The 22925-nt window shown below is 71.0% G+C and carries 22 protein-coding genes; 11 read left to right on the top strand and 11 right to left on the bottom strand.

Features of this window, described 5'->3' with window-relative positions:
* The first annotated feature begins 368 nt into the window (after window positions 1-368).
* Window positions 369-971, top strand: a complete 603-nt coding sequence (locus ACWEBX_RS02605) for a hypothetical protein (protein WP_451883062.1) — start codon at window positions 369-371, stop codon at window positions 969-971.
* A gap of 66 nt (window positions 972-1037) precedes the next feature.
* On the opposite strand, the gene ACWEBX_RS02600 is transcribed toward ACWEBX_RS02605, so the two are convergent.
* The gene (locus tag ACWEBX_RS02600; RefSeq protein WP_451883061.1) at window positions 1038-2381 is read right to left on the bottom strand and encodes an esterase-like activity of phytase family protein; all 1344 of its coding nucleotides are present in this window, start codon (window positions 2379-2381) and stop codon (window positions 1038-1040) included.
* Window positions 2382-2629: 248 nt separating this feature from the next.
* On the opposite strand from ACWEBX_RS02600, the gene ACWEBX_RS02595 reads away from it, so the two are divergent.
* Entirely contained in the window at window positions 2630-2812 is a 183-nt protein-coding gene (locus ACWEBX_RS02595) for a hypothetical protein (RefSeq protein WP_103553378.1), read from the top strand.
* Between the two features lie 136 nt (window positions 2813-2948).
* On the opposite strand, the gene ACWEBX_RS02590 is transcribed toward ACWEBX_RS02595, so the two are convergent.
* The 3 genes from ACWEBX_RS02590 to ACWEBX_RS02580 form a co-directional block, all read right to left on the bottom strand.
* The gene (locus ACWEBX_RS02590; protein ID WP_451883060.1) at window positions 2949-3833 is read right to left on the bottom strand and encodes a hypothetical protein; all 885 of its coding nucleotides are present in this window, start codon (window positions 3831-3833) and stop codon (window positions 2949-2951) included.
* A gap of 133 nt (window positions 3834-3966) precedes the next feature.
* Window positions 3967-4272 (bottom strand): hypothetical protein, encoded by a 306-nt coding sequence (locus ACWEBX_RS02585; RefSeq protein ID WP_451883139.1) that lies wholly within the window; start codon window positions 4270-4272, stop codon window positions 3967-3969.
* Between the two features lie 120 nt (window positions 4273-4392).
* Entirely contained in the window at window positions 4393-4926 is a 534-nt protein-coding gene (locus tag ACWEBX_RS02580; RefSeq protein ID WP_451883138.1) for a PadR family transcriptional regulator, read from the bottom strand.
* A 109-nt stretch (window positions 4927-5035) separates the two neighbouring features.
* On the opposite strand from ACWEBX_RS02580, the gene ACWEBX_RS02575 reads away from it, so the two are divergent.
* Window positions 5036-5794 carry an alpha/beta fold hydrolase gene (locus tag ACWEBX_RS02575; protein ID WP_451883059.1) on the top strand — a complete coding sequence of 253 codons (759 nt, stop codon included), beginning with the start codon at window positions 5036-5038 and terminating at the stop codon, window positions 5792-5794.
* A 118-nt stretch (window positions 5795-5912) separates the two neighbouring features.
* On the opposite strand, the gene ACWEBX_RS02570 is transcribed toward ACWEBX_RS02575, so the two are convergent.
* The gene (locus tag ACWEBX_RS02570; protein ID WP_451883058.1) at window positions 5913-6512 is read right to left on the bottom strand and encodes a class I SAM-dependent methyltransferase; all 600 of its coding nucleotides are present in this window, start codon (window positions 6510-6512) and stop codon (window positions 5913-5915) included.
* A gap of 152 nt (window positions 6513-6664) precedes the next feature.
* On the opposite strand from ACWEBX_RS02570, the gene ACWEBX_RS02565 reads away from it, so the two are divergent.
* The 7 genes from ACWEBX_RS02565 to ACWEBX_RS02535 all read left to right on the top strand — a co-directional run bounded on the left by ACWEBX_RS02565 (window position 6665) and on the right by ACWEBX_RS02535 (window position 13532).
* Window positions 6665-7438 carry an MHYT domain-containing protein gene (locus ACWEBX_RS02565; RefSeq protein ID WP_451883057.1) on the top strand — a complete coding sequence of 258 codons (774 nt, stop codon included), beginning with the start codon at window positions 6665-6667 and terminating at the stop codon, window positions 7436-7438.
* Between the two features lie 63 nt (window positions 7439-7501).
* Window positions 7502-10063 carry a nitrate- and nitrite sensing domain-containing protein gene (locus tag ACWEBX_RS02560; RefSeq protein WP_451883056.1) on the top strand — a complete coding sequence of 854 codons (2562 nt, stop codon included), beginning with the start codon at window positions 7502-7504 and terminating at the stop codon, window positions 10061-10063.
* Window positions 10060-10497, top strand: coding sequence for a roadblock/LC7 domain-containing protein (locus ACWEBX_RS02555; RefSeq protein ID WP_451883055.1), 438 nt, complete (start codon window positions 10060-10062; stop codon window positions 10495-10497). Before ACWEBX_RS02560 ends, ACWEBX_RS02555 begins: the two co-directional genes overlap by 4 nt.
* Before the next feature lie 19 nt (window positions 10498-10516).
* On the top strand, window positions 10517-10930 hold the full coding sequence (locus ACWEBX_RS02550) for a DUF742 domain-containing protein (RefSeq protein ID WP_451883054.1): 414 nt from the start codon (window positions 10517-10519) through the stop codon (window positions 10928-10930).
* A 194-nt stretch (window positions 10931-11124) separates the two neighbouring features.
* Window positions 11125-11730 carry a GTP-binding protein gene (locus ACWEBX_RS02545; protein WP_451883053.1) on the top strand — a complete coding sequence of 202 codons (606 nt, stop codon included), beginning with the start codon at window positions 11125-11127 and terminating at the stop codon, window positions 11728-11730.
* Window positions 11731-11929: 199 nt separating this feature from the next.
* Complete coding sequence (locus ACWEBX_RS02540; RefSeq protein WP_389837189.1) at window positions 11930-12343, top strand: roadblock/LC7 domain-containing protein; 414 nt, start codon at window positions 11930-11932, stop codon at window positions 12341-12343.
* Window positions 12344-12470: 127 nt separating this feature from the next.
* Entirely contained in the window at window positions 12471-13532 is a 1062-nt protein-coding gene (locus ACWEBX_RS02535; RefSeq protein WP_451883052.1) for a DUF6397 family protein, read from the top strand.
* Here ACWEBX_RS02535 and ACWEBX_RS02530 read toward each other — a convergent pair.
* Complete coding sequence (locus ACWEBX_RS02530) at window positions 13469-14335, bottom strand: acyl-CoA thioesterase (protein WP_451883051.1); 867 nt, start codon at window positions 14333-14335, stop codon at window positions 13469-13471. The two genes, ACWEBX_RS02535 and ACWEBX_RS02530, sit on opposite strands and share 64 nt — an antisense overlap.
* 19 nt (window positions 14336-14354) lie before the next feature.
* Window positions 14355-16868: a DEAD/DEAH box helicase gene (locus tag ACWEBX_RS02525; protein WP_451883050.1), complete on the bottom strand. Its 2514-nt coding sequence runs from the start codon at window positions 16866-16868 to the stop codon at window positions 14355-14357.
* Window positions 16869-17013: 145 nt separating this feature from the next.
* On the opposite strand from ACWEBX_RS02525, the gene ACWEBX_RS02520 reads away from it, so the two are divergent.
* Window positions 17014-17808, top strand: coding sequence for a metal-dependent hydrolase (locus ACWEBX_RS02520; protein WP_451883049.1), 795 nt, complete (start codon window positions 17014-17016; stop codon window positions 17806-17808).
* 89 nt (window positions 17809-17897) lie between these two features.
* On the opposite strand, the gene ACWEBX_RS02515 is transcribed toward ACWEBX_RS02520, so the two are convergent.
* From ACWEBX_RS02515 to ACWEBX_RS02500, 4 genes are all read right to left on the bottom strand, one after another.
* Window positions 17898-18173 carry a type B 50S ribosomal protein L31 gene (locus tag ACWEBX_RS02515; protein WP_451883048.1) on the bottom strand — a complete coding sequence of 92 codons (276 nt, stop codon included), beginning with the start codon at window positions 18171-18173 and terminating at the stop codon, window positions 17898-17900.
* 39 nt (window positions 18174-18212) lie between these two features.
* Window positions 18213-18683, bottom strand: coding sequence for a DUF5709 domain-containing protein (locus ACWEBX_RS02510; protein ID WP_355770243.1), 471 nt, complete (start codon window positions 18681-18683; stop codon window positions 18213-18215).
* 213 nt (window positions 18684-18896) lie between these two features.
* Complete coding sequence (locus ACWEBX_RS02505) at window positions 18897-20813, bottom strand: ABC transporter ATP-binding protein (RefSeq protein ID WP_451883047.1); 1917 nt, start codon at window positions 20811-20813, stop codon at window positions 18897-18899.
* The gene (locus ACWEBX_RS02500; RefSeq protein ID WP_451883046.1) at window positions 20810-22744 is read right to left on the bottom strand and encodes an ABC transporter transmembrane domain-containing protein; all 1935 of its coding nucleotides are present in this window, start codon (window positions 22742-22744) and stop codon (window positions 20810-20812) included. Before ACWEBX_RS02500 ends, ACWEBX_RS02505 begins: the two co-directional genes overlap by 4 nt.
* Window positions 22745-22925 lie beyond the last annotated feature (181 nt).

The raw sequence follows: 22925 nt of genomic DNA, 5'->3' as shown, positions 1-22925 counted from the left end.
GCTACGGGGCTCCGTCATCGGAGGGTTACGGCCCACCGTCGTCGGGTGGCTACGGCCCTCCGGCCTCCCTTGACGGCTACGGGTCTCCTGCATCCGGCGGCTACGGTCCACCCTCGTCGGGCGGCTACGGTCCTCCGCCGTCCGGTGGTTACGGTCCTCCACCGGACGGCTTCGGCCCACCTCCGGGAGGCGGCGGCCCTCCTTCCCGGGACTACGGTTCGCCGGAACAAGGAGGGGGCCTGCCTCCCGGGCACAGCGGCGGTGGATGGCCACCGCCTCCACCGCCCGGACCTCCACCCGGACCCCCGTCCGGGCCTGGCGGTCACCGCGGAGGACGGCGTCGCAACAGCCTGCTCCTGGTCATCGCGGTGATCATCGGTGTCGGCGTCATCGTCGCGGTGGCGGTGGCGGCCATGGGCGGCGGGGGCGAAGGCAAGAAGTCCCCCACCGAGAGCACCGGGAGCACCGGGCGGTCGCCGAGTCCCTCGCTGAGTCTCCCGTCCGGATTTCCGTCGCTCCCCTCAAGCCTGCCCAGTGTCGTGCCGTCGCTTCCCTCGGATCTGCCCACCGGGCTGGTGCCCAGCGCCCTGCGATCCCTCTTCCCGTCCCTCGCGGACGACGATGTGCCCTACTACCTGCTCCGGAAGGGCGATTGTTTCGACACGGACGACGCCCTGCCCGGACAGGCAGCCAAGCGCAAGTGCACCCAGCCGCACGATGCCGAGGTCGTGACGGTCTCCGAGCTCAATGGCACCTACACGACGGAGACGGCCCTCAAGAAGGCCGCGTCCGCGCTGTGCGAGGCTCCGCTGCAGCGAAAGGCGGCGAACCAGGCGGCCGGCACGGTGAACCAGACGCTCGTGCAGTACCCGGACACCGGGAGCTACGCGACCGGCATCGACAAGGTCGCGTGCAGCCTGGCCGCGGACGTCGGCGAGGGCACCCACAAGCTCACCGGGCCGCTGAAGTGAGCGGTACGCGTGCGTGGCCGTTGTCCGTCGTCCACGCACGCGTACCGCGCTGAGGGATTTCCGGGATCAGATCCCGCGCGGCAGTCGCACGTAGGTGACCGTCGTCTCGACACCGCTGTCCACGAGCCGCCCCTGCGCGTCGAAGGCACCCGTTCCGTCGGTCATCCCGAAGTCGTTGTCGTTGATCAGGGCGAGGGTGCCGTGGTCCACGCGCGCGACGCCCTCGATCTTGCCGGGCACCCCGGCGACGGTACCCAGGTCCACCACCAGGCGCTTCGAGAGCACCGGAACGCCGGCCGACGCAGGGTCGTCCAGCTGCTCGAGCGACGGCGACGTGGTGTCACTGTCGTACGGGCCGCCGAGGATGTTCGCGCTCCGCGTGAGCCGCACCGACTGCAGACGGGCCGCCTTGTCCGTGCGCTCCTCCACGAGCAGTCGGTCGCCGCCGACGGCCACCACGGAGGAGATCTTCAGCTCGGACGTGTCGTCCTCGCTCGGGTCGACCACATTCACCGCGTCGAAGCGGTACGCGTACTCGGCGGTCACGGCCCGCTTCCCGGGCGAGAAACGCAGCAGCCGCGTGGTGCGCGACGCGTTGCCCGCGTCCGCGTCCGGCAGTGAGAGGGGGCTCTGCAGCGCCATCACCAGATCACCGTCGGGGAGCTGGGCCAGCCCTTCGAGACCGCGGTTGGTCTTGCGGTGCAGCAGAACGGCGGGCAGCGCCTCGACGACCGGGTAGTCCGCGCCGGTCAGCTTGAGACCCTTGGGGACATAGCGCGTGAGGACCTTCCCACGCGCGGAGACGTGGACCAGCGACGGGCTGTACTCGTCCACGAGCCAGAACGAGCCGTCCTTGGCCCGCACGATGCCTTCGGTGTCCAGGCCGTTCGCGTTGTACGGGAGGGGGGTCTGGGCGTTGTAGGAGTACGGTGCCTCGTCGCGGCCCGCCTGGTTGGACAGGCCGGTGACCGCCTTCCCGGACGATGTGGTGATCGGAATCGAGTCGATCACCTTCACGGTGTCACCGGACACCCGGATCTTCACGATCGCCGGGTCGAAGCCCGGAACCGGGAACGTCCGCCGCTTCGTGCCGTCCACCTTGATCTGGCCGTTGGGCCCCCGGTCGGTGACCGTCCAGAACTCGCCCTTGCGCCCGGTCGGGTAGATGTCGCTGCCGATGCCGCCGAGATCGACACCGCGGTCGTCGTCCACCGTGCCGGGCAGCAGTGCGTCGCTGAACGAACCGAGCGGGATGTCACCGAGGGTCGCGGTGCGCGTCACGCGCGGCTGCGCCGGTCCGGACGTCGCGTCCGCGGTGCCGGCCAGCACGAAGGCGGCCAGCACGGCGAGCGGCACGCCCAGAGCGACGGATCGGTGGATGTGCGGCTTGCCGGCGACATGCGGGGACATCAGGCCTCCTGAGTCACAAGTTCGTTGACAGCGGCCAGAGTTGGCCCCGGCGCCGAACGGCTTGCGACGCGAGGGTGAACGCCGTGCGTCGGACAGTCATCGGGTCCGCTTCTGTCGACGCGAAGGCGGTCTCAGGGTTGAGTAGGGGGCGCGCGTCAGGGACGTATCAGGGTCACGATCCGGAACCGTGGGACGCGGGGACCCGTTCTCAGGACAGAGAGCGGCAGTAGCCGCGGAGGAGGCGACACATGTCGAAGAACGCGAAGATCGCCGCAGGAGGTGTGGCGGTCGGCCTGATTCTGTGGATCTGGCTGCCCTGGTGGGCCGCCTTCCTGATCGTGCTGGGGGTTCCGGCGGCCGCGTATCTGGCGCTGGACCCCTCGCAGCGGCGCAGGCTGCGCCGTGTCACCCGCAAGGAGCTCGGCCGCTGAGGAGTGACCGCCCGGCGCCGATCCGTCCGTCGGACGCCCCTCCGCTCACCGCGGACGGTGAGCGGAGGGGCCGACGTGACGAACGCGCGGGGCCGGTCGAGAGCCGTGTCACGGGGATTCCGCGTGACACGGTCGCTCAGCTCGGGCGGACCGCCATCTTGTCCAGGGCCTCCAGGAGGCCGGGCAGCTCCGGTCCGCGACCGATGGGCAGGACCTCGCCGGGTTCCTCGTCGAGCAGGACGAACGCGATGTCGTCGGTCCTGGCGACCAGCGACCAGCCGGGACCGTCGGCGCGCAGCGTACGGGCGTCGCCGGTGGCGAAGGACGAGCGGACACGGCCCAGCGGGGGCGGGGTGTCCACGTACGAGCGGGCCTCGGCGAGAACGCGGCGGATCCCGGCGCGGTTCACGCCCTTCCCGCCCTTGCCCTCATCCTCGTCGTCGCCCTGGGAGTCCTGCGATTCCTGAGCGTCCTCGGCGTCGACAGGGGCGTCGTCGGCACCCTCCGACGGCGCGAACTCGCTCTCGTCGATCTGGTCGCGCCACAGGGCCCACTGCAGCGCGATCTCGTCCGCGCCGAGGCGTCGCTGGGCCGGCCCCCATTCGGTGCTGTCCGGTGGGCTGAGTGGAGGCCGCTCCGTGAGCTCGGCCGACGGGTCGTGCGGAGCCGGTACCCCGGGGGCCGATACCGCCACCTCGAGAGGCCAGCCCGGCAGCGCGGCGACGACCGTCCGCTCGTCCGGCGACAACTCGTGTTCCATCCCGCAGTCCCAGGACGCGATGGCGACGGCGACCAGGGAGACGTCGTCGATGACGACGGTCCAGCGCGCGCCCTCCCCGTCCTGGCCGAGCACCAGCCCGTACCCCTCCGCGAGAGGCGCGAGGTCGAGCGTCGCGCAGGCCTCCGGGTAGTCGTCACCGAGCACGCTGGGGAATTTCGCCGGCGTCAGCAGTACTGCCGTCAGCACATACAGCGCGTCGTCGTCCCCGGTGGCGACGGCGTCTTCGTCCGTCCCGGCCATTCCAGCCTCCCGATCGCTCCATCTGTCGGCGCACCCTAAGCGACGGGAAGGCGCTTGTCACGGTCCCGAAACCCGTGCGGAGCTGCAGCTATCCGGCTGGACAGGGGCGAAACGCCCTCGCGGGTCCGCTTGGTCAGGCCGCGGGCAGTCCGAGCAGAGTGCGGGCGACCGCCTGCGGCAACTCGTCGCGTTCGCGGGCGAGGGCGACAACAGCCCGGCAGGCCAGCTCGTTGACCCCGAACGACAGGGCTTCCGGTGACACCCAGGCGGCTGCCTCGTCGATCTGTTCCTGGTCGTCCTCCGCGCATGCGGCCACGTATACCGCGGCCGCCTCGAACAGGTTGTATGTGCGTTTTCTCTCTTTGCCGGCCGTCTCCCGTGTCCCCTCTCGGGCCGCCCGGCCGTGGTCCTGCGCCCGATCGAGCGGAGCCTGCCGAATATGCCGGTCATCCGGTCACCATCCCCTGCGCCATCGCTGATCGTGCGGTTGACGCTACCCAACGTAGAGATGGAGCTGTGACGGCAGAAGAGGGGCGGCCCGGTGAAACCGGATCTCGTGTCAGCGGCCCGCCGCGTCGAGTGAGCCGAGGGTGGTCCGCAGCCAGTCCAGTTCGGCCTGGCTGGTCGCCCGCGCGATGGTCAGGATGCCGCGCCGGAAGGGGTCGTCCAGCTCCTCGGCCCGGAGCGGTCGGTCGCCGTCGTAGAAGAAGCTCGCGGGCTCCTCCAGGAAGGCCAGCCTGCGGCGCAGCACGGCGGCCTGCGCCTCGGGGTCCGGCAGATGTCGGAGGAAGGCGAGCACCGTGAACCAGCGGTTCTCGTCGGTGATGTCCCGCCGCGCCGGTTCCGCGAGCCTGCGGCGCAGTTCGCGTCCGCCCTCCTCGGTGAGGGTCAGGACGTGACGGGGGGCGGCGACGGAGCCGGGCTGTGTGGCCCGTTCCAGGAGCTGTGCGTTCTCCAGCCGCTTGATCGCGGGATACAGCGTGCTCTCCGCAACCGGCTTCACATGCCCCGTCAGCGCGGTGATGCGCTTGCGCAGCTCGTAGCCGTGCAACGGGGCGTCGTACAGAAATCCAAGGATGGCCAGCTCCAGCATGCCGTCATTCTGTCGCATCGGCGTTGTACATCGCTCCATCAATACATCGGAACCGATGTATGCTCCTGGAGCTGGGGAAAACGAAGGAACGGCGACAGGGGAGAGCGCTATGCGGCAGGCGGAGTTCGACGGTAGGGGGAGCATGATCCGCTGGACGGAGGCGGCGGGCGGTGGCCCCGCGCGGGTGTACGTGCACGGCCTGGGGTCGGCCTCGACGGTCTACAACGCCCACATCGCGGCCCGGCCCGAACTGGCGGGCCGCCGCACCCTGTTCGTCGACCTGCCCGGTCACGGCATCAGCGACCGGCCCGCCGGCTTCGGCTACACCTTGGAGGACCACGCCACGGCTCTGGCGGCAGCCCTGGACGCCGCGCACGTCGCCGGAGCGGAACTCGTCGCGCACAGCATGGGCGGCTCGGTGGCCGTCGTGCTCGCCCATCGCCGCCCTGAGCTCGTCTCACGGCTCGTCCTCGTGGAGGCCAACCTCGATCCGCGGCCTCCGGTCACCGCGGGCAGCAGCGGCATCGCCTCCTACAAGGAAGACGACTACGTCGAGAACGGCGGTCACGCGCGCGTGCTCGCAAAGGTCGGCCACCTCTGGGCCGCGACCATGCGCCTCGCCGATCCACGCGCCCTGCACCGCTCGGCGACAGGACTCGCCCGGGGCACCACTCCGACGATGCGTCAGATGCTTGTAGAGCTGAAGATGGAGCGCCTGTATCTTCAGGGCGAGCTCAGTGGCGAACTCCCGGACGCCGACGGCCTGGAAGCGGCAGGGGTGCGTGTCGTGAACGTGCCGGGTGCCGGACACAACATCATGTTCGACAACCCCGACGCGTTCGCGGCGGCCGTCGCAGGCACGGCCTGACGGTCGATCACCGGATCCGGTCGGTGCTCACCTGGCAAAGGCCGGGTGCTCATCCGCGGCGACTGGCCGACGGCCATCCCCGGCGAAGCGCTGACGTTCATTCCCGAAGGGGCGACGCTCATCCCTGGCGTACGGCCAGCGCGAGGAAGCGGGCGTCCTCGTCCACGTACGAGGACATGGCCCAGCCCGAACCGGCCAGCAGGGGCCCCAGGTTGTGTTCGGCGCGCAAGTCGTCCGGAGTGACCCGACGGCCGTGCCGGGCCGCGAGCGCGGCCCGGCCGATGGGGTGGAAGAAGGCGAGTGTGCCACCGGGCCGTACCACCCGGGCCAACTCCACCAGATTCTCGGCCGGGTTCGGCAGGTGCGCGACGAGCCCGGCCGCGAACACCGCGTCCAGCGACTGGTCGCGCAGCGGCAGCGCGGTGACATCTGCCAGCAGCAGCCGCCCTTCCCGGTCCCGTCCGGCCCGGACGGCGGCCTCCAGCATGGCCGGAGTCAGATCGGCTCCGACGACCACCCCGGTGCCGCCCACGGCCGCTCGCAGCGGGGGCAGGGCACGCCCTGTGCCACAGCCCGCGTCGAGCACGCGGTCACCCGCGCGGAGCCGCATGCGCGCCACGGCGTCCGCGTAGGCGGGACCGTCATCGGGGAAACGGCTGTCCCAGTCGGCGGCACGCGCACCGAAGAACTCCTGGACGTGTGTGTGGTCGTCGCTCATGCGCCGCATGATCTCTCACCGACACGAAGGACGGCGCGGCGCACACGTTCGAGCCTCAGGCGATCGCTCGGTCGCACCTCTTCGCCAGTTTGCATCAGCTTTCGAAACGCGCCCCCGTTGTACGCCCCAGTGCGCACTAGCGTCCCGGGGCCATGGGACACCTGGACCACGCCGCCTTCGGCTGGCTGACCCCCGTACTGTCGTACGCAATGGCCTGCACAGGGTCGGCACTGGGGCTGCGCTGCACCGTCCGCGGACTCGACGCCGGCGGCCGGTCGCGCCGCAACTGGCTGCTCACGGCGGCCTCCGCGCTCGGTACGGGCATCTGGACGATGCACTTCGTGGCGATGCTGGGCTTCGGTGTCACCGGCACGGAGATCCGCTACAACGTGCCTCTGACGATCTTCAGCCTGCTGATCGCGATGACCGTCGTCGGCGCGGGGCTCTTCGCCGTCGCCTACGGCCGTGACCGGCGCCGCGCACTCGTCCTCGGCGGCCTCACCGCCGGATTCGGCATCGCGAGCATGCACTATCTGGGGATGGCGGCACTGCGGCTGCACGGCCAGGTGCGCTACGACCCGGCGCTCGTCGCCCTCTCCGTCGTGATCGGCGTGATCGCGGCGACCGCCGCCCTGTGGGCCGCGCTCTCCATCAGATCTCCCGTGGCCGTCGCCATCGCCTCCCTCGTCATGGGCGGTGCGGTGAGCAGCATGCACTACACCGGAATGATGGCCGTGAGCGTACGCGTCAGCCCCTCGAGCGACGCGCTGTCGGGCGCCACGGCGATGCAGTTCATCTTCCCTCTCGCCGTCGGCCTCGGTTCCTACCTCTTCCTGACAGCGGCCTTCGTCGCGCTGTCCCCGATGTCCGGCCGAGCCGAAGCGTCCGCGACGGCCCGGCGGCCGGTCGAGGGCGTCGCCCGCTGACGCCGGTGCCGCAGCCCCGCGGCCCGGACGGCACACCCCCGACCCTCTCCGATCGAGGAGGCCATGCGTACACCCCGCAGGACCACCACAGCAGGCGCCCAGCCGTCGCCCCCGCGGCGCGGCCGCCGGGCGCACGCGGGCCCACCGGCGGACGAGGGGGACATCGGTGACCTCCTCGCCGGGCCTTCGCCCGAAGGGCTCACGCGCGCGGGACGGTGGGGCATCCGGCCCCGAACCGTCCGGGCCAAGATCGTCAGCCTGTTGATGGTGCCCATCGTCTCGTTGCTCGCTCTGTGGGCCTACGCCACCGTGAGCACGGCTCAGGACGTCGCACGGCTGCGGCAGTCGCAGCGCGTGGACTCCATGGTCCGTGCCCCTGTCGACGTCGCGGTCGCCGCGCTCCAGGCCGAGCGGGCGGAGGCCGTCCGCTACGCGACCGACCCCGCCGCCGTGTCGCCGGGCGACTTCGAGGGCCTCTCACGACTCACCGACCGCGCCGTGGCGAAGCTCCGCCTGGGAGACCACAACACCGTCGCCGACGGCGCGGACCTGCCCGACGGAGTCACCGGGCGCCTCGCCGCCTTCGTCGCCGACGCGGATCGACTGAGGTCACTGCGCATCGGTGTACGGGAGCGCCGCACCGGATGGGAGGAGGCGTACGGCGAGTACACCAGGACCATTTCGACGGCGTTCGGCGTCGAAGGCGCGCTCACCGGCATCTCCGGCACTGCCATGCGCACGGACGCACGTGTCCTCCTCGAATTCTCCCGGGCGGGGGAGGCGCTCGCCCAGGAGGACGCCGTGCTCGGCGGCGCCCGGCTCGCCGGGACCCTCGACGGTGAGCGGCTACGACTGTTCACGGGCGCCGTGGACACGCGCCGCACCCTCACGGACGCCGCGACACCGGACCTCGACGGGCCCGAACGGACCGCCTGGAACGATCTCGTGGAGGGGAGCGCGTACGACGACGTGCGCGCCGTCGAGGACAAGGTGCTCCTCTCGCGCCCCGGGCCCAAGGCACTCGACGCCGCGCCGGAGGCCGCCTGGAGCATCGCTCACGAGCGGGTCAGCGACGGAATGCGTACGGTCGAGGCCGACGCGGGTCGCGTGTCCGCGGACGACGCGACCGACCCGCTCGGGCGCGCCCTGCTCACCCCCGCCGGCGCCGCGGTCCTCTTCGGCCTCGCCGCCGTCATCGCCTCGCTGATCATCTCCGTACGCATCGGACGCGACCTCGTGGTCGAACTCGTAGGGCTGCGCGACGGCGCTCTGGACATCGCCCGCAGGAAGCTCCCCGAAGCCATGCGCAGGCTGCGCGCGGGCGAGCCGGTGGACGTCGACGACGAGGCACCGCCAGGTCTGCGCTCCGAGGACGAGACCGGACAGGTCGCCCAGGCCCTGAACACCGTGCACAGGGCCGCGCTGAGTGCCGCGGTCGAACGCGCGGAGCTGGCCGGAGGCATCTCCGGGGTGTTCGTCAACCTGGCCCGGCGCAGCCAGGTCCTCGTGCACCGCCAGTTGAACCTCCTGGACGCCATGGAGCGCAGGTCCGAAGACCCTGACGAGCTCAGCGACCTGTTCCGCCTCGACCACCTCACCACGCGGATGCGACGTCACGCGGAGAGCCTCATCATCCTTTCCGGAGCCGCGCCCGGACGGGCGTGGCGCAGGCCCGTCTCGCTCACGAACGTGGTCCGGGCGGCGGTCTCCGAGATCGAGGACTACGCGCGCGTGGAGGTACGGCAGCTCCCCGAGGCGGCCGTCGTCGGCGGAACGGTCGCCGACCTCACCCATCTGCTGGCGGAACTCGTCGAGAACGCCGCGCAGTTCTCCCCGCCGCACACGCGCGTGCGGATCACCGGCGAACCGGTCGCGAACGGCTACGCGATCGAGATCGAGGACCGGGGACTGGGCATGGGCAAGGACCGGATCGCGGAGGCCAACCTCCGAATCGAGCGGTCCGAAGCCCTCGACCTGTACGACAGCGACCGGCTGGGCCTCTTCGTGGTGAGCCGGCTCTCGGCCCGGCACGGCATCAAGGTGCACCTGCAGGCCTCTCCCTACGGAGGGACGACCGCGGTCGTGCTGCTGCCCACGGCACTGCTCCAGGGCGGTCCGATGGAACGTTCCCTCCGTGAGGCCGACGTGGACGGGCCGACGCCGGAAAGGGAGTACGCGCGCGTGCCGGTCGCTCCGGAACCCGACGCCGTCGAAGCCGCCACCGAGAGGCCCGCACTGGTCCCCCCGCGACCGAGAGCCTCTGAGGAACGGACGAATGGATCGCCGGGGACACCGCCCCCGGCGAACGGTACGAAGAAGCCCGCTCTTTCGGACGTCGCGCTCCTCCGCCCGCGACGACCCGAGGAGGACACCGGAGGCTCCGGCGGACTTCCCCGCAGGGTGCGCCAGGCGAACCTCGCTCCCCAATTGCGCGAACAGCGTTCCGACGAGCCGGCGGAACTCCCTGTGTCTCCGTCGGACGACGAGCGCACACCCGAACTCGTACGCGCCCGCATGACCGCGTACCGGGCCGGCTGGGCACGGGGCGGTGGCCGGTCACCCGGCGTCGGCGCAACTCCAGGCCCCGCAAAGGGCACTGACAGCAGTGAAGGAGACGCCTCATGATCCAGGACCCGAGCACGGACAGCGTTCAGCGGTCCGGTGAACTCGACTGGCTGCTGGACGACATGGTGCTGCGCGTGACCGAAGTACGGCACGCCGTGGTGCTGTCGAACGACGGACTCGCGGTGGGCGCGTCCACGGCCCTGCGGCGCGAGGACGCCGAACACCTCGCGGCCGTCGCCTCCGGATTCCACAGCCTGGCCAAGGGGGCGGGCCGCCACTTCGGCGCGGGCGGGGTGCGCCAGACGATGGTGGAGATGGACGAGGGCTTCCTGTTCGTGGCCGCCGCGGGGGACGGCTCGTGCCTCGCCGTCCTGACCACGGTCACTGCCGACGTCGGCCTCGTGGCGTACGAGATGGCGCTCCTGGTCAAGCGTGTCGGCGAGCATCTCCACGCCCCGCCCCGGGTCGGCGCACAGCCGCCCGCGGCAGGATGACCGAGGACGGCCCGCACAGATGACCGAGGACGCGCCGGGCACCCCGGCATGGCCGGGCAGCCAATGGTACGACCAGGAGGCGGGCCCGCTCGTCCGGCCCTACGCCGTGACGGGCGGCCGCACCACAGCCGGTCCGGCCGGGACGCACTTCGATCTGATCGCCCTGGTCACGCTCGACGGGGCGGCGCCAGAAGCCGATGAGGACACCTCGCTCGGCCCGGAGCACCGGACCATGATCGAACTGTGCCGTGCCGAGACCCTGTCGGTCGCCGAACTGGCCGCGGGCACCGGACTTCCGGTGGGCGTGGTCAGGGTCCTTCTGGGCGACCTCCTGGAACGCGGCTGTGTCACCGTCCACCGCCCGGTTCCGCCCGCGCACCTGCCCGACGAGCGAATCCTCCGCGAGGTGATCGAGGGGCTGAGGGCGCTCTAGGCGATCCACATCGATCGGCGTCACGGCCGTTCACGCTCACTCCTGGACACAGAACGCGCGCGTTCCGGTCGCGAGGGGCAATCTGTGGTCCAACCCCCGCCTGGCCAGGTCGTAGTTGTCATGATGCTGGCTTCGCTCGCCCGTACACACGCATCGACGCCGGTCGTCGCCGGCACTCCCGAGAGAAGTGATTCATGGTCTCCGAGAATTCCGACGCCACGGGTGGTGACCCGACCGCCATGGCGCTGAAGATACTGGTCGCCGGCGGGTTCGGCGTCGGGAAGACCACCCTGGTGGGTGCGGTCAGCGAGATCCGGCCGCTGCGCACCGAGGAACTGCTGAGCGAGGCCGGTCGTTCCGTCGACGAGACCGACGGCGTGGCCCAGAAGATCACCACCACAGTGGCCATGGACTTCGGACGCATCACCATCCGTGCGGGGCTCTCGCTCTATCTCTTCGGAACACCCGGCCAGGACCGGTTCTGGTTCCTGTGGGACGAACTGTCGACGGGAGCTCTGGGCGCTGTCGTCCTTGCCGACACCCGACGTCTCGAGGACTGTTTCCCCGCGGTGGACTACTTCGAGCACCGCCGGATTCCCTTCGTGGTGGCCGTCAACTGCTTCCCGGGCGCTCGCGCGCACGGGACCCAGGACGTCTCCCGCGCCCTCGACCTCGACCGAGGTACGCCCGTGGTCCTTTGTGACGCCCGTGACCGCGACTCCGGGAAGGAGGTGCTGATCCGGCTCGTGGAGTACGCGGGCCGGGTGTACACCGCCCGACTGCTCGAATCCGTCGGCTGAGAGCGCCCGCCGTCGCATCGGCACAGCCCCGCCCCCCGCCACCGTCGCAGGGCCTGCCCGCGGTACCACCGTTCGCGCCCGCTCGTCGGCCATCTTCTCTGCCATGCCGCTCATGCGCCTTGCCCGGACGGCGGCAGTGGGGAAGGCTTGCTGGTCGAATCCTCCGGCCAGGGGGAACAGCACACGGGGAGACCGGATCATGGAACAGAACACGGGACTCGGCTGGTTGCTGGACGACCTCACCGAGCGCGTCGAGCACGTTCGGCATGCGTTGGTGCTGTCCAACGACGGGCTGGTGACGGGCGCGAGCACGGGACTCCGACGCGAGGACGCGGAACACCTCGCCGCGGTCTCGTCGGGACTGCACAGCCTGGCCAAGGGCTCCGGCCGCCATTTCGGCGCGGGTCAGGTACGGCAGACGATGGTCGAGTTCGACGACGCGGTTCTCTTCGTCACCGCGGCCGGCTCGGGCAGTTGTCTGTCCGTCCTCAGCGGGGCGGAGGCGGACATCGGGCAGGTCGCCTACGAGATGACGTTGCTCGTGAACCGCGTCGGCGAACACCTTCGCGTGGACGCGCGGCAACCGGAGGGCAAGCCTGCTTCAGACTTCTGACCTGCTGATACGTCGCCGTGGCTGAGGTTTTCCACAGGCCCGCCACGATGTCCGACAAGCCGGATACGGTTTTTCCCGAGGCGAACGCACACCGGCGCGAGCCTCCGACACCACAGGGGAGACCGTCATGTCCGCGACCACCATCACGCAGTCCGCCACCGTCTCGCTCAGCAGGGCCGCACGCGAACTGGAACTCAGGCGAGGCGAATTCGACCTGGCCCTGCAACTCGGCTGTGTGCGCTCGGTTCCCGACGAGGGAGGCGGGGGACGCCGGATCGCACGCGCGGAGATCGACCGGGTGCGAGCCGAAGCCGGCTTCCCGGAGACGCTGCGCGAGCGGGTCCAAGCCGTCGGCACCACGGAGGGCGCCGCCCTCGTCGGCGTGACGACCGCCCGGTTCGCACGCCTCGCCCGCCTGGGACTCGTCGGGCCGGTCAAGTTCTATCTCAACCGCTACAGGGTGGTCGTCTGGCTCTACCTCGCCGAGGAGCTACGGCAGTTCGCGGCCGACGAGCAGAACGCGCCGCTGCTGAGCGGCCGCACACCGGAAGGCCTCCGGGACCAGTTGGGCGAAGGCCTGGACCTTCGTCCCCGCAACTGGCGTGGCCGTCACCTGGGGTTCCTGCTGCGGCAGTCCGAGGATCCCTGGGCCCGTGCCGCGGCGGTGGCGTCCCTGCTCGACCCCGTCCACGTGGCCGAGATCGTCAAGGATCCCTACGAGCGCGCGCACCTCAACCGTCTTATGCCCGCGCCTGTTTCCCGGGCGGCTCCCGACTCGCCCGGCGCTCGGATCAACGAACGCATCACGACGGCGGACCACCCGGACGAGATCGGCTGGCTGAGGGTCGACCTGGGACAGAGCGTGATGGAAGCCAGGGAAGTCCGTCCCGCGCCCCGCCCGGCACCGGATGTTCCGACCGTCGAGGCGCCGGTCCCGGCGCCCGCGTCATCGGCAAGTCGGCCGACCGGGGCTCCACCGTCGGCCGCCCGGACCTCACCCGCCGGTTCCCCGCGCGCCGAACGGCGCCGCCTGGCCGCCGCGAACGCCCCGCTCACACGGCCGGAGTCCGCACGGTCGCGGAGGCTGCTCGCATGGCTGCGTCGCAGGAGCCCGGACGAGTCCGCCTACAGGGCTCTGAACAGTCCCTCCTGCACGACCGAGACGAGCAGGCGCCCTTCGAGGTCGTAGATGCGCCCGCGGGCCAGGCCGCGGCCACCCGTCGCGATCGGCGACTTCTGGTCGTACAGGAACCACTCGTCCGCGCGGAACGGCCGGTGGAACCACATGGCGTGGTCCAGCGACGCCATGTCGAAACCGCGCGGACCCCACAGCGGTTCCACCGGGATGCGGACGGCGTCCAGCAGAGTCATGTCGCTCGCGTAGGTGAGAGCGCAGGTGTGCACGAGCGGGTCGTCGCCCAGCGGCCCGACGGCGCGCATCCACACGGCACTACGGGGCTCGGCGCCCTTGACCTCCTCGGGCGTCCAGCGCAGCCGGTCCACGTAGCGGATGTCGAACGGCTGGCGCCGCGCCATGCGTTCCAGCGTTTCGGGCAGAGCGCCCAGATGCTCCTTGATCTCCTGCGTCACCGTCGGCAGGGACTCGGGGTCCGGCACCTCGCGGGCCGGCGGCAGCTGGTGCTCGAAGCTCCCTTCCTCGGGCTTGTGAAAGGAGGCGGTCAGATTGAAGATCGTGCGGCCCTGCTGCACGGCGGTGACGCGGCGCGTGGTGAACGACCGCCCGTCCCGCACCCGTTCGACCTGGTACACGATCGGGACGCCCGGCCGGCCCGGACGCAGGAAGTACGCGTGCAACGAGTGCACCGGCCGGTCGCCCTCCGTGGTGCGGCCCGCGGCGACCAGCGCCTGGCCCGCCACCTGGCCGCCGAAGACGCGCTGCAGCGACTCCTGCGGGCTGCGGCCGCGGAAGATGTTGACCTCGATCTGCTCCAGGTCGAGCAGGTCGACGAGCCTCTCGGCCGGGTTCGTCATCGGTGGGGTTCTCCTGTACTCAGAGCTGTCCGACGTCGGTGACCTTGACGATGGCACGGCCCTCGGCGTCCGAGGCCGTGAGGTCGACCTCCGCGCTGATGCCCCAGTCGTGGTCGCCGTTCGGGTCGGCGAAGGTCTGACGGACGCGCCACAGACCGTTCTGCGGCTCCTCCACGATCGAGAGCAGCTTGGGGCCACGGGCGTCGGGGCCGGTACCGAGGTCCTCGTACTCGTCCCAGTACTTGTCCATCGCCTCGCCCCACGCGTCGGCGTCCCAGCCGGATTCTCCGTCCATCTCGCCGAGTTCGTCGACGTTGTCCAGAGCGGCCAGCTCGACCCTGCGGAACATCGCGTTGCGGACGAGGACACGGAAGGCCCGGGCGTTCGAGGTGACCGGCTTGACCTGGTCGGCCCTCTCCTGCGCCTCCTCGGCCGTCATCACCTCGGGGTTGGCGAGCTGTTCCCATTCGTCGAGCAGGCTGGAGTCGACCTGGCGCACCAGCTCGCCCAGCCAGGCGATCAGGTCCTCCAGGTCCTCGGACTTGAGGTCGTCCGGGACGGTGTGCTCGAGGGCCTTGTAGGCGCTGGCCAGGTAGCGCAGGACGATGCCCTCGGTGCGGGCGAGCTCGTAGAAGGAGACGAACTCGGTGAAGGACATGGCCCGTTCGTACATGTCACGGATGACGGACTTCGGCGACAGCGGGTGGTCGCCGACCCACGGATGGCTCTTGCGGTAGGTGTTGTACGCGTGGAAGAGCAGTTCCTCCAGAGGCTTGGGGTACGTCACCTCCTGGAGCCGCTCCATGCGCTCCTCGTACTCGACGCCGTCGGACTTCATCGCGGCCACGGCCTCGCCACGGGCCTTGTTCTGCTGGGCCGCGAGGATCTGCCGCGGTTCGTCCAGCGTGGACTCCACGACGGACACCATGTCCAGGGCGTACGACGGGGAATCGGGGTCCAGCAGGTCGAAGGCGGCGAGCGCGAACGTCGACAGAGGCTGGTTGAGCGCGAAGTTCTGCTGGAGATCGACGGTCAGCCGCACGATGCGGCCCGTCGGGTCCGGCTCGTCGAGCTTCTCGACGATGCCGCCGTCGAGGAGCGAACGGTAGATCGCGATGGCCCGGCGGATGTGCCGCAACTGCTGCTTGCGCGGCTCGTGGTTGTCCTCGAGGAGATGCCGCATCGCGTCGAAGGCGTTGCCGGGGCGTGCGATCACCGAGAGCAGCATGGTGTGCGTGACGCGGAAGCGCGAGGTCAGCGGCTCGGGATCGGAGGCGATCAGCTTCTCGAAGGTGCTGTCCGTCCAGCCCACGAAGCCCTCGGGAGCCTTCTTGCGTACCACCTTGCGGCGCTTCTTCGGGTCGTCGCCCGCCTTGGCGAGCGACTTCTCGTTCTCGATGACGTGCTCCGGCGCCTGAGCGACGACGTAGCCCGCCGTGTCGAAGCCCGCGCGCCCGGCCCGGCCGGCGATCTGGTGGAACTCACGGGCGCGCAGCGTGCGCACCCGCGTCCCGTCGTACTTCGTCAGCGCGGTGAACAGCACCGTGCGGATGGGGACGTTGACACCCACACCCAGAGTGTCCGTGCCGCAGATGACCTTCAGGAGACCGGCCTGGGCCAGCTTCTCCACGAGCCGCCGGTACTTGGGCAGCATGCCGGCGTGGTGCACACCGATGCCGTGGCGTACGTAACGGGAGAGGTTGCGGCCGAACTTGGTCGTGAACCGGAAGTTGCCGATGAGCTCGGCGATCTGGTCCTTCTCCTCGCGCGTGCACATGTTGATGCTCATCAGCGCCTGCGCGCGCTCCACGGCCTGTGCCTGGGTGAAGTGCACGATGTAGACCGGGGCCTGCTTCGTGGCGAGCAGTTCGGTGAGCGTCTCCGTCAGCGGAGTGAGCACGTACTCGTAGGAGAGCGGGACGGGCCGGGTCGCCGAGCGGACCACCGCCGTCGGGCGGCCGGTGCGGCGCGTGAGGTCCTTCTCGAACATCGCGACGTCGCCGAGCGTCGCCGACATCAGGATGAACTGCGCCTGCGGAAGTTCCAGGATCGGGATCTGCCATGCCCAGCCCCGGTCGCCCTCGGCGTAGAAGTGGAACTCGTCCATGACGACCTGACCGACGTCGGCGTGCTTGCCGTCCCGCAGGGCGATGGACGCGAGGACCTCGGCGGTGCAGCAGATGACCGGGGCGTCGGCGTTCACGGAGGCGTCGCCGGTGAGCATGCCGACGTTCTCGGTGCCGAACATCTTGCACAGCTCGAAGAACTTCTCCGAGACGAGTGCCTTGATCGGCGCCGTGTAGAAAGTGACCTCGTCCCGGGCGAGCGCGGCGAAGTGCGCGCCCGCGGCGATCATGCTCTTGCCCGAGCCGGTGGGTGTCGAGACGATCACGTTCGCACCCGAGACAACCTCGATCAGCGCCTCCTCCTGGTGGGGGTAGAGGGTGAGACCGCGTTCCCCGGCCCACGACTCGAAGGCTTCGTAGAGGGCGTCGGGGTCTGTGGTCTGCGGGAGCTGATCGATAAGGGTCACGCCCCCATCTTGCCTGTCGATACACGTGATGGGGGAATCGGATGTTCGCGGGAAGATCACGACCGCTACGCTGTGGCGCCGGTGACGCGTCAGCGTGCACGGGCAACTGGACAGCGTTGCAAGAGAAATGGGGCGGGGAACGGCCATGATGGGACCAGCACACTCACTGTCGGGGGCCGCGGCCTGGCTCGGCGTCGGAGCGGCGGCCGCCGCGACCGGCCATGCCATGCCCTGGCCGGTCCTGCTCGTCGGCGCCCTGATCTGCGCCGGCGCAGCTCTCGCCCCGGACCTGGACCACAAGGCCGCCACGATCTCCAATGCCTTCGGACCGGTGTCACGCAGGCTGTGCGAGATCGTCGACAAGCTGTCCTACGCCGCCTACAAGGGGACCCGCAAGCCGGGCGACCCCCGGCGCAGCGGCGGTCACCGCACACTGACGCACACCTGGGTGTGGGCGGTGGCGCTCGGATCGGGCACGGCCGTGCTGGCGATCACCTGCGGTCGCTGGGCCGTCCTCGGCATCCTCTTCGTGCACATGGTGCTCGCCATCGAGGGCCTGCTGTGGCGGGCCGCCCGCGGTTCGAGCAGCAACGTCCTGGTCTGGCTGCTCGCCGCGACGAGCTCGTGGATCCTCGCGCAGACCCTGGACAAGCCGGGCAACGGCGCGGACTGGCTGTTCTCCGCGCCGGGCCAGGAGTACCTGTGGCTCGGACTGCCGATCATCCTCGGCGCCCTGGTGCACGACATCGGGGACGCGCTCACGGTGTCGGGCTGCCCGATCCTGTGGCCCATCCCGGTCGGCCGCAAGCGCTGGTATCCGATAGGCCCGCCCAAGGCGATGCGTTTCCGCGCGGGGAGCTGGGTCGAGCTCAAGGTGCTGACGCCGGTGTTCATGGTGCTGGGCGCCGTAGGCTGCGCGGCCGCGCTGAACTTCATCTGAGTCCGGCGCCGCCCGGGCCGCATCAGCGGCGCGCGGCTCCTTCGCGGCCGTGCGGGCGCCTTCGGCTCGGCGAAGGGCGCCCGGCTCGGTCAGCCGGCGTTGTCCCCGCCGGACCCCTGCTCTCCGCCTCCGAAGCGCCGCTCGAACTGGGCGATGCGGCCCTCGGAGTCCACTGTGCGGGCCTTGCCGGTGTAGAAGGGGTGGCTCTCGGAGGAGATCTCGACGTCCACGACCGGGTAGGTCTCGCCGTCGTCCCAGTCGATGGTCCGGTCGCTCGTGGCGGTGGAGCGCGTGAGGAACGCGTAGCCGGCGGCACGGTCGCGGAACACCACGGGGCGGTAGTCGGGCTGCTTGTCCTGCTGCATGGCGACTCCTTCTTGGGAAAGAAGCGGGAGGCGTACTGGTCAGCCGGACACGGCGTCCTCGTCGACGATGTGCATAGCGGCCTCCTCCGCCGAGGCCGCGGCACCGTCGATGCCGATGTCCGTGGCGATGAGCCCGCTCTCCTCGTCCTCGTGCGCGCCTTCGTTCGGCGCCACCAGACGGCCCGAGCGGAGGGCGCCCACCTCGTTGTCGATGGGCTCTCCGTCGGTGCCCTCGCAGTCGCCGATGCCGTCGCCGTCGGATCCGGCGATGTCGGGCAGCTCGTCGGCGAGGCGCTGATCCAGGGTCTCGCCCGCACGGCGCTCCGAGGCGGTCACCCCGCTGTGCTCCACCGCCCACGGCCGATCCGGCGGCGACCAGCCGCGGTCCAGGGGGTCACTCACACCGTCCGTGACCAGTGTGTCCTCGGCGTCGAGCAGCCCCGCGTCGTCCTGTACCTCGGATCCGTCGGGCTGGTAGACGTCGTCTCCCCATCCGTCGGCGCTGTCCACGGGTACCTCCAGGGGGTGCGGACGGGACCGGAGCCGCCGTGTTCGACGGCGGGCGCGCGGACCCGAGGACACAGGCGTCCATCCCCGGGAACCGGTTGGTTCCCGGGAGTCCCCCGAGCGGGTGCCCACATCCAGCCTTCCACCCCCCTTCGGCACCGCGCAACGCCACAGGGGCCGACCAGCAGCGCCACAGGCCCCGGCAGGGCACCCCGCTCACCCGTGCCAGGACCTCCACAGTGCCGCGTACGCGCCGTCCGCCGCGACCAGTTGCTCGTGGCTGCCGAGCTCGCTGATGCGGCCGTTCTCGACGACGGCGATGACGTCCGCGTCATGAGCGGTGTGGAGACGGTGGGCGATGGCGACGACGGTGCGGCCGTCGAGGACGCGGGCCAGAGAGCGCTCCAGATGGCGGGCCGCGCGCGGATCCAGGAGCGAGGTCGCCTCGTCCAGGACCAGGGTGTGCGGGTCGGCCAGGACCAGCCGGGCCAGCGCGATCTGCTGGGCTTGGGCCGGAGTGAGCGCGAACCCGCCCGAGCCGACCTCGGTGTCCAGACCGTCGTCCAGCGCCCGCGCCCAGCCGGCCGCGTCGACCGCGCCGAGAGCGGCCCAGAGCCGGGCGTCCATGGAGGCGGCGCCTTCGCCCTGATGCTCCGCCTGGGTCGGGGTCGGTGCCTGAGTCCCTTCCGGAGCTGGAGCCTGCCGCCCCTGCTTCTGCCCCTGAGCCTGCTCCTGATCTTGCTCCTCGTTCTGTTGCTGCCGGGCGTGGGGGACGGCGAGCAGCAGGTTGTCGCGCAGGGAGCCCACGAAAACGTGGTGCTCCTGGTTGACCAGGGCAACGTGCGCCCGGACCTCCTCCGCGGGCATCCGGGACAGCTCGGCGCCGCCGAGGGTGATGCGGCCGTCCCGGGGCGCGTAGATCCCGGCGAGCAGTCTGCCCAGGGTGGATTTCCCCGCGCCGGACGGGCCGACCAGGGCGAGCCGGGTCCCGGGCGGCACCGCCAGGGAGACCTCCCGGAGCACGTCCACCCCCGCGCGGTAGCCGAAGTGCACCCGGTCGGCGTGGACGTCGCGTCCCTCGGGCTTCACGTCCGGGTCGCCCGCGGCGGGCTCGATGTCCCGGACACCGACCAGCCGCGCCAGCGAGACCTGGGCGACCTGCAGCTCGTCGTACCAGCGCAGGATCAGTCCCACCGGGTCGACGAGCATCTGGGCGATCAGGGCACCCGTCGTGAGCTGGCCCACCCCGATCCAGCCCTGGAGGGCGAGCCACCCACCGATCATCAGGACCGAGCAGAGCACCGTCACATGCGTGATGTTGACGACCGGGAAGAGAACCGACCGCAGCCAGAGCGTGTAGCGCTCCCAGGCCGTCCATTCCCGGACGCGGCGGTCCGACAGCTCGATGCGGCTCCCGCCCAGTCGGTGCGCCTCGACGGTGCGCCCGGCGTCGACCGTCTCCGCGAGGACGGCGGCGACGGCGGCGTAGCCGGCCGCCTCCGAGCGGTAGGCGGCGGGCGCCCGTTTGAAGTACCAGCGGCAGCCCATCACCAGCACCGGAACGGCCACGAGGACGGCGGGAGCGAGCACGGGGGCGGTCACGGCGAGTCCGCCGAGGAGCAGGGCCGCCCACACCACGCCGATGGCCAGTTGCGGGACGGCCTCGCGCATCGCGTTGGCGAGCCGGTCGATGTCCGTGGTGATGCGGGACAGCAGGTCGCCCGTCCCGGCCCGTTCCAGGACGCCGGGCGGCAGACCCACCGACCGTACGAGGAAGTCCTCGCGCAGGTCGGCCAGCATCCGCTCGCCGAGCATGGCACCACGCAGCCGCACCTCCCGCACGAACACGGCCTGGACCACGAGCGCGACGACGAAGAGAGCGGCGGTGGCCTCCAGATGGAGGTCGCGCGCGTGGTCCGAGACGCGTTCGACGACCGAGCCCAGCAGATAGGGCCCGGCCATCGAGGCCACGACGGCCACGGTGTTGACGGCGACGAGGAGCAGGAAGGCTCTGCGGTGCCGTCGGAACAGTTCGGTCACGTAGGCGCGCACGGTCGCGGGCGCGCCGACGGGCAGCGTGTTCGCCGTCGTCGGGGCGGCCGGGTCGTACGCCGGTGGGGCCACGCCGATCATGCGGTCTCCTCGATCTCTTCCAGTACGCCGTCGAGAACGGCCGCGTCGTCCGCGGTCACCGTGCCGAGAGCGGTTTCGTCGTTCACGGTCACCGTGCCGAGGGTGGTCTCACCGTCAGAGACCACCGGGACGAGTGCGGTGCGGTTCGCGGCCTCGGCGGCGGACTCTTCCTCGGTCTCGCGGGTCACCACGGCTCGGTATCGCGGTTCGCCGTGCACCAGTTCGCGGTGCGCGCCGACCGCGACCACTTCGCCCTCGTGGACCAGGACGACCCGGTCCGCGTGGTCCAGGAGCAGCGGTGAGGAGGTGAAGACCACGGTCGTGCGCCCGGTGCGCAGGGAGCGCACTCCGTCGGCGATCCGGGCCTCGGTGTGCGAGTCCACCGCGGACGTCGGCTCGTCCAGGACGAGTACCTCCGGGTCCGTGATCAGGGACCGGGCCAGTGCGAGCCGCTGGCGCTGGCCCCCGGACAGGGAGCGCCCGCGTTCCGTGACGCGCGCGTCCATCGGATCCTCGGTGTCGAGCGAGCCCTGGGTGAGCGCGTCCAGCACGTCGCCGCACTGGGCCGCCGACAGGGCGGCCTCGGCGCTCACGAGACCCGACGCGGGCACGTCGAGCAGCTCGCGCAGAGTGCCCGACAGCAGCACCGGGTCCTTGTCCTGGACGAGGACGGCGGTGCGGGCGCACTCCAGGGGCAGCTCGTCCAGCGGTACGCCCCCGAGGACCACCGAGGTGCTCCTCGGCCCGTCCTCGACGCGACCCTCGTCGCCCTGTTCGGAGGGGTGGCCGCCGAGCCGCTCGGCCAGCAGTCCCGCCGCGTCCGGGTCCCCGCACACCACGGCGGTGAAGCGGCCCGCGGGAGCGAGCAGACCGGTCACCGGGTCGTACAGGTCGCCGCGCGGTACCTCCGCGGCGAGGGAGCCGCCGCTGTCGATGGCCCGTTCCAGGGACAGCACCCGGGCCGCGCGCTTGGCCGACGGACGCGAGAAGGAATACGCCATGGCGATCTCTTCGAAATGCCGCAAAGGGTAGGTGAGCAGCATGACGGCGCTGTACACGGTGACCAGTTCACCGACCTCGATCCGGCCGTCCCGGGCCAGCTCCACACCGCGCCAGACGACGGCGATCATCAGCAGACCGGGCAGCAGCACCTGGATCGCCGAGATCGCCGACCACATGCGCGCGCTGCGCACGGCGGCCCTGCGCACCTCCTGGGAGGCGCGGCGGTAGCGGTCGAGGAAGAGCTCCTCGCCACCGATGCCGCGCAGTACCCGCAGGCCCGCCACGGTGTCGGAGGCCAGCTCGGTGGCACGGCCCGCCTTCTCCCGCTGGAAGTCGGCACGCCGGGTGGCCCGGGGCAGCAGCGGAAGTACGGCCAACGCCAGCACGGGTACGCCCACGGCGACGAGCACGCCCAGGGCCGGCTGGTAGACGACCAGGGCGACACAGACCACCACGACCGTCACGGCGGCGGCCGAGAACCGGGACACGCCCTCCACGAACCAGCCGATCTTCTCGACGTCGCCGGTGGAGACGGAGACCACCTCGCCCGCCGCGACGCGCCGCGTCAGCGCGGAGCCCAGGAGCGCGGTCCGGCGGGCCAGCAGTTGCTGGACGCGCGCGGCCGCGGTGATCCAGTTGGTGACCGCGGTGCGGTGCAGCATGAGCTCGCCGACGGCGATGCACGCGCCGCACACGGCCATCAGCGCGCCGGTCAGGGCGAGCCGGGTGCCGGAACGGTCGATGACGGACTGGACGGCCAGACCGACGCAGAACGGCAGCGCGGAAACGGCGAGGAAGTGCAGCAGACCCCAGGCCAGGGCCTTGAACTGTCCGCCGAGTTGATTCCGCCCGAGCCACCACAGGAATCGGGGACCTGAGCGCGCGTCGGGCACACCCGGGTCGGGATACGGAAGGTCTTGGATCTGCATGACGTCCCAGTGGCTCGTGTCAGGCGATGGAGAGTGTTCCGGATGTCGGCAGCCGTCCGGCCGGGGCAGGCAGCAAACCGTGACAGGTTCGCGTCGCAGCGTGGTCGAAAGCAAACGGTTTTACGTCCCGCCGCAAGGAACCGGACCGGGGCGGCCGCGACTGGCCGGTACGGGAGAGAAG

Source organism: Streptomyces sp. NPDC005070, from assembly GCF_053600395.1.
This window is presented reverse-complemented; position numbering and strand designations above follow the sequence as displayed.

Coding starts and splice junctions, on each gene's coding strand:
- ACWEBX_RS02590 (WP_451883060.1), bottom strand. CDS start 3,833: ATGGCCGGGACGGACGAAGACGCCGTCGCCACCGGGGACGACGACGCG.
- ACWEBX_RS02535 (WP_451883052.1), top strand. CDS start 12,471: ATGTCCGCGACCACCATCACGCAGTCCGCCACCGTCTCGCTCAGCAGG.
- ACWEBX_RS02520 (WP_451883049.1), top strand. CDS start 17,014: ATGATGGGACCAGCACACTCACTGTCGGGGGCCGCGGCCTGGCTCGGC.
- ACWEBX_RS02560 (WP_451883056.1), top strand. CDS start 7,502: ATGCGTACACCCCGCAGGACCACCACAGCAGGCGCCCAGCCGTCGCCC.
- ACWEBX_RS02565 (WP_451883057.1), top strand. CDS start 6,665: ATGGGACACCTGGACCACGCCGCCTTCGGCTGGCTGACCCCCGTACTG.
- ACWEBX_RS02515 (WP_451883048.1), bottom strand. CDS start 18,173: ATGCAGCAGGACAAGCAGCCCGACTACCGCCCCGTGGTGTTCCGCGAC.
- ACWEBX_RS02500 (WP_451883046.1), bottom strand. CDS start 22,744: ATGCAGATCCAAGACCTTCCGTATCCCGACCCGGGTGTGCCCGACGCG.
- ACWEBX_RS02575 (WP_451883059.1), top strand. CDS start 5,036: ATGCGGCAGGCGGAGTTCGACGGTAGGGGGAGCATGATCCGCTGGACG.
- ACWEBX_RS02600 (WP_451883061.1), bottom strand. CDS start 2,381: ATGTCCCCGCATGTCGCCGGCAAGCCGCACATCCACCGATCCGTCGCT.
- ACWEBX_RS02550 (WP_451883054.1), top strand. CDS start 10,517: ATGACCGAGGACGCGCCGGGCACCCCGGCATGGCCGGGCAGCCAATGG.
- ACWEBX_RS02540 (WP_389837189.1), top strand. CDS start 11,930: ATGGAACAGAACACGGGACTCGGCTGGTTGCTGGACGACCTCACCGAG.
- ACWEBX_RS02580 (WP_451883138.1), bottom strand. CDS start 4,926: ATGCTGGAGCTGGCCATCCTTGGATTTCTGTACGACGCCCCGTTGCAC.
- ACWEBX_RS02570 (WP_451883058.1), bottom strand. CDS start 6,512: ATGAGCGACGACCACACACACGTCCAGGAGTTCTTCGGTGCGCGTGCC.
- ACWEBX_RS02555 (WP_451883055.1), top strand. CDS start 10,060: ATGATCCAGGACCCGAGCACGGACAGCGTTCAGCGGTCCGGTGAACTC.
- ACWEBX_RS02595 (WP_103553378.1), top strand. CDS start 2,630: ATGTCGAAGAACGCGAAGATCGCCGCAGGAGGTGTGGCGGTCGGCCTG.
- ACWEBX_RS02505 (WP_451883047.1), bottom strand. CDS start 20,813: ATGATCGGCGTGGCCCCACCGGCGTACGACCCGGCCGCCCCGACGACG.
- ACWEBX_RS02530 (WP_451883051.1), bottom strand. CDS start 14,335: ATGACGAACCCGGCCGAGAGGCTCGTCGACCTGCTCGACCTGGAGCAG.
- ACWEBX_RS02545 (WP_451883053.1), top strand. CDS start 11,125: ATGGTCTCCGAGAATTCCGACGCCACGGGTGGTGACCCGACCGCCATG.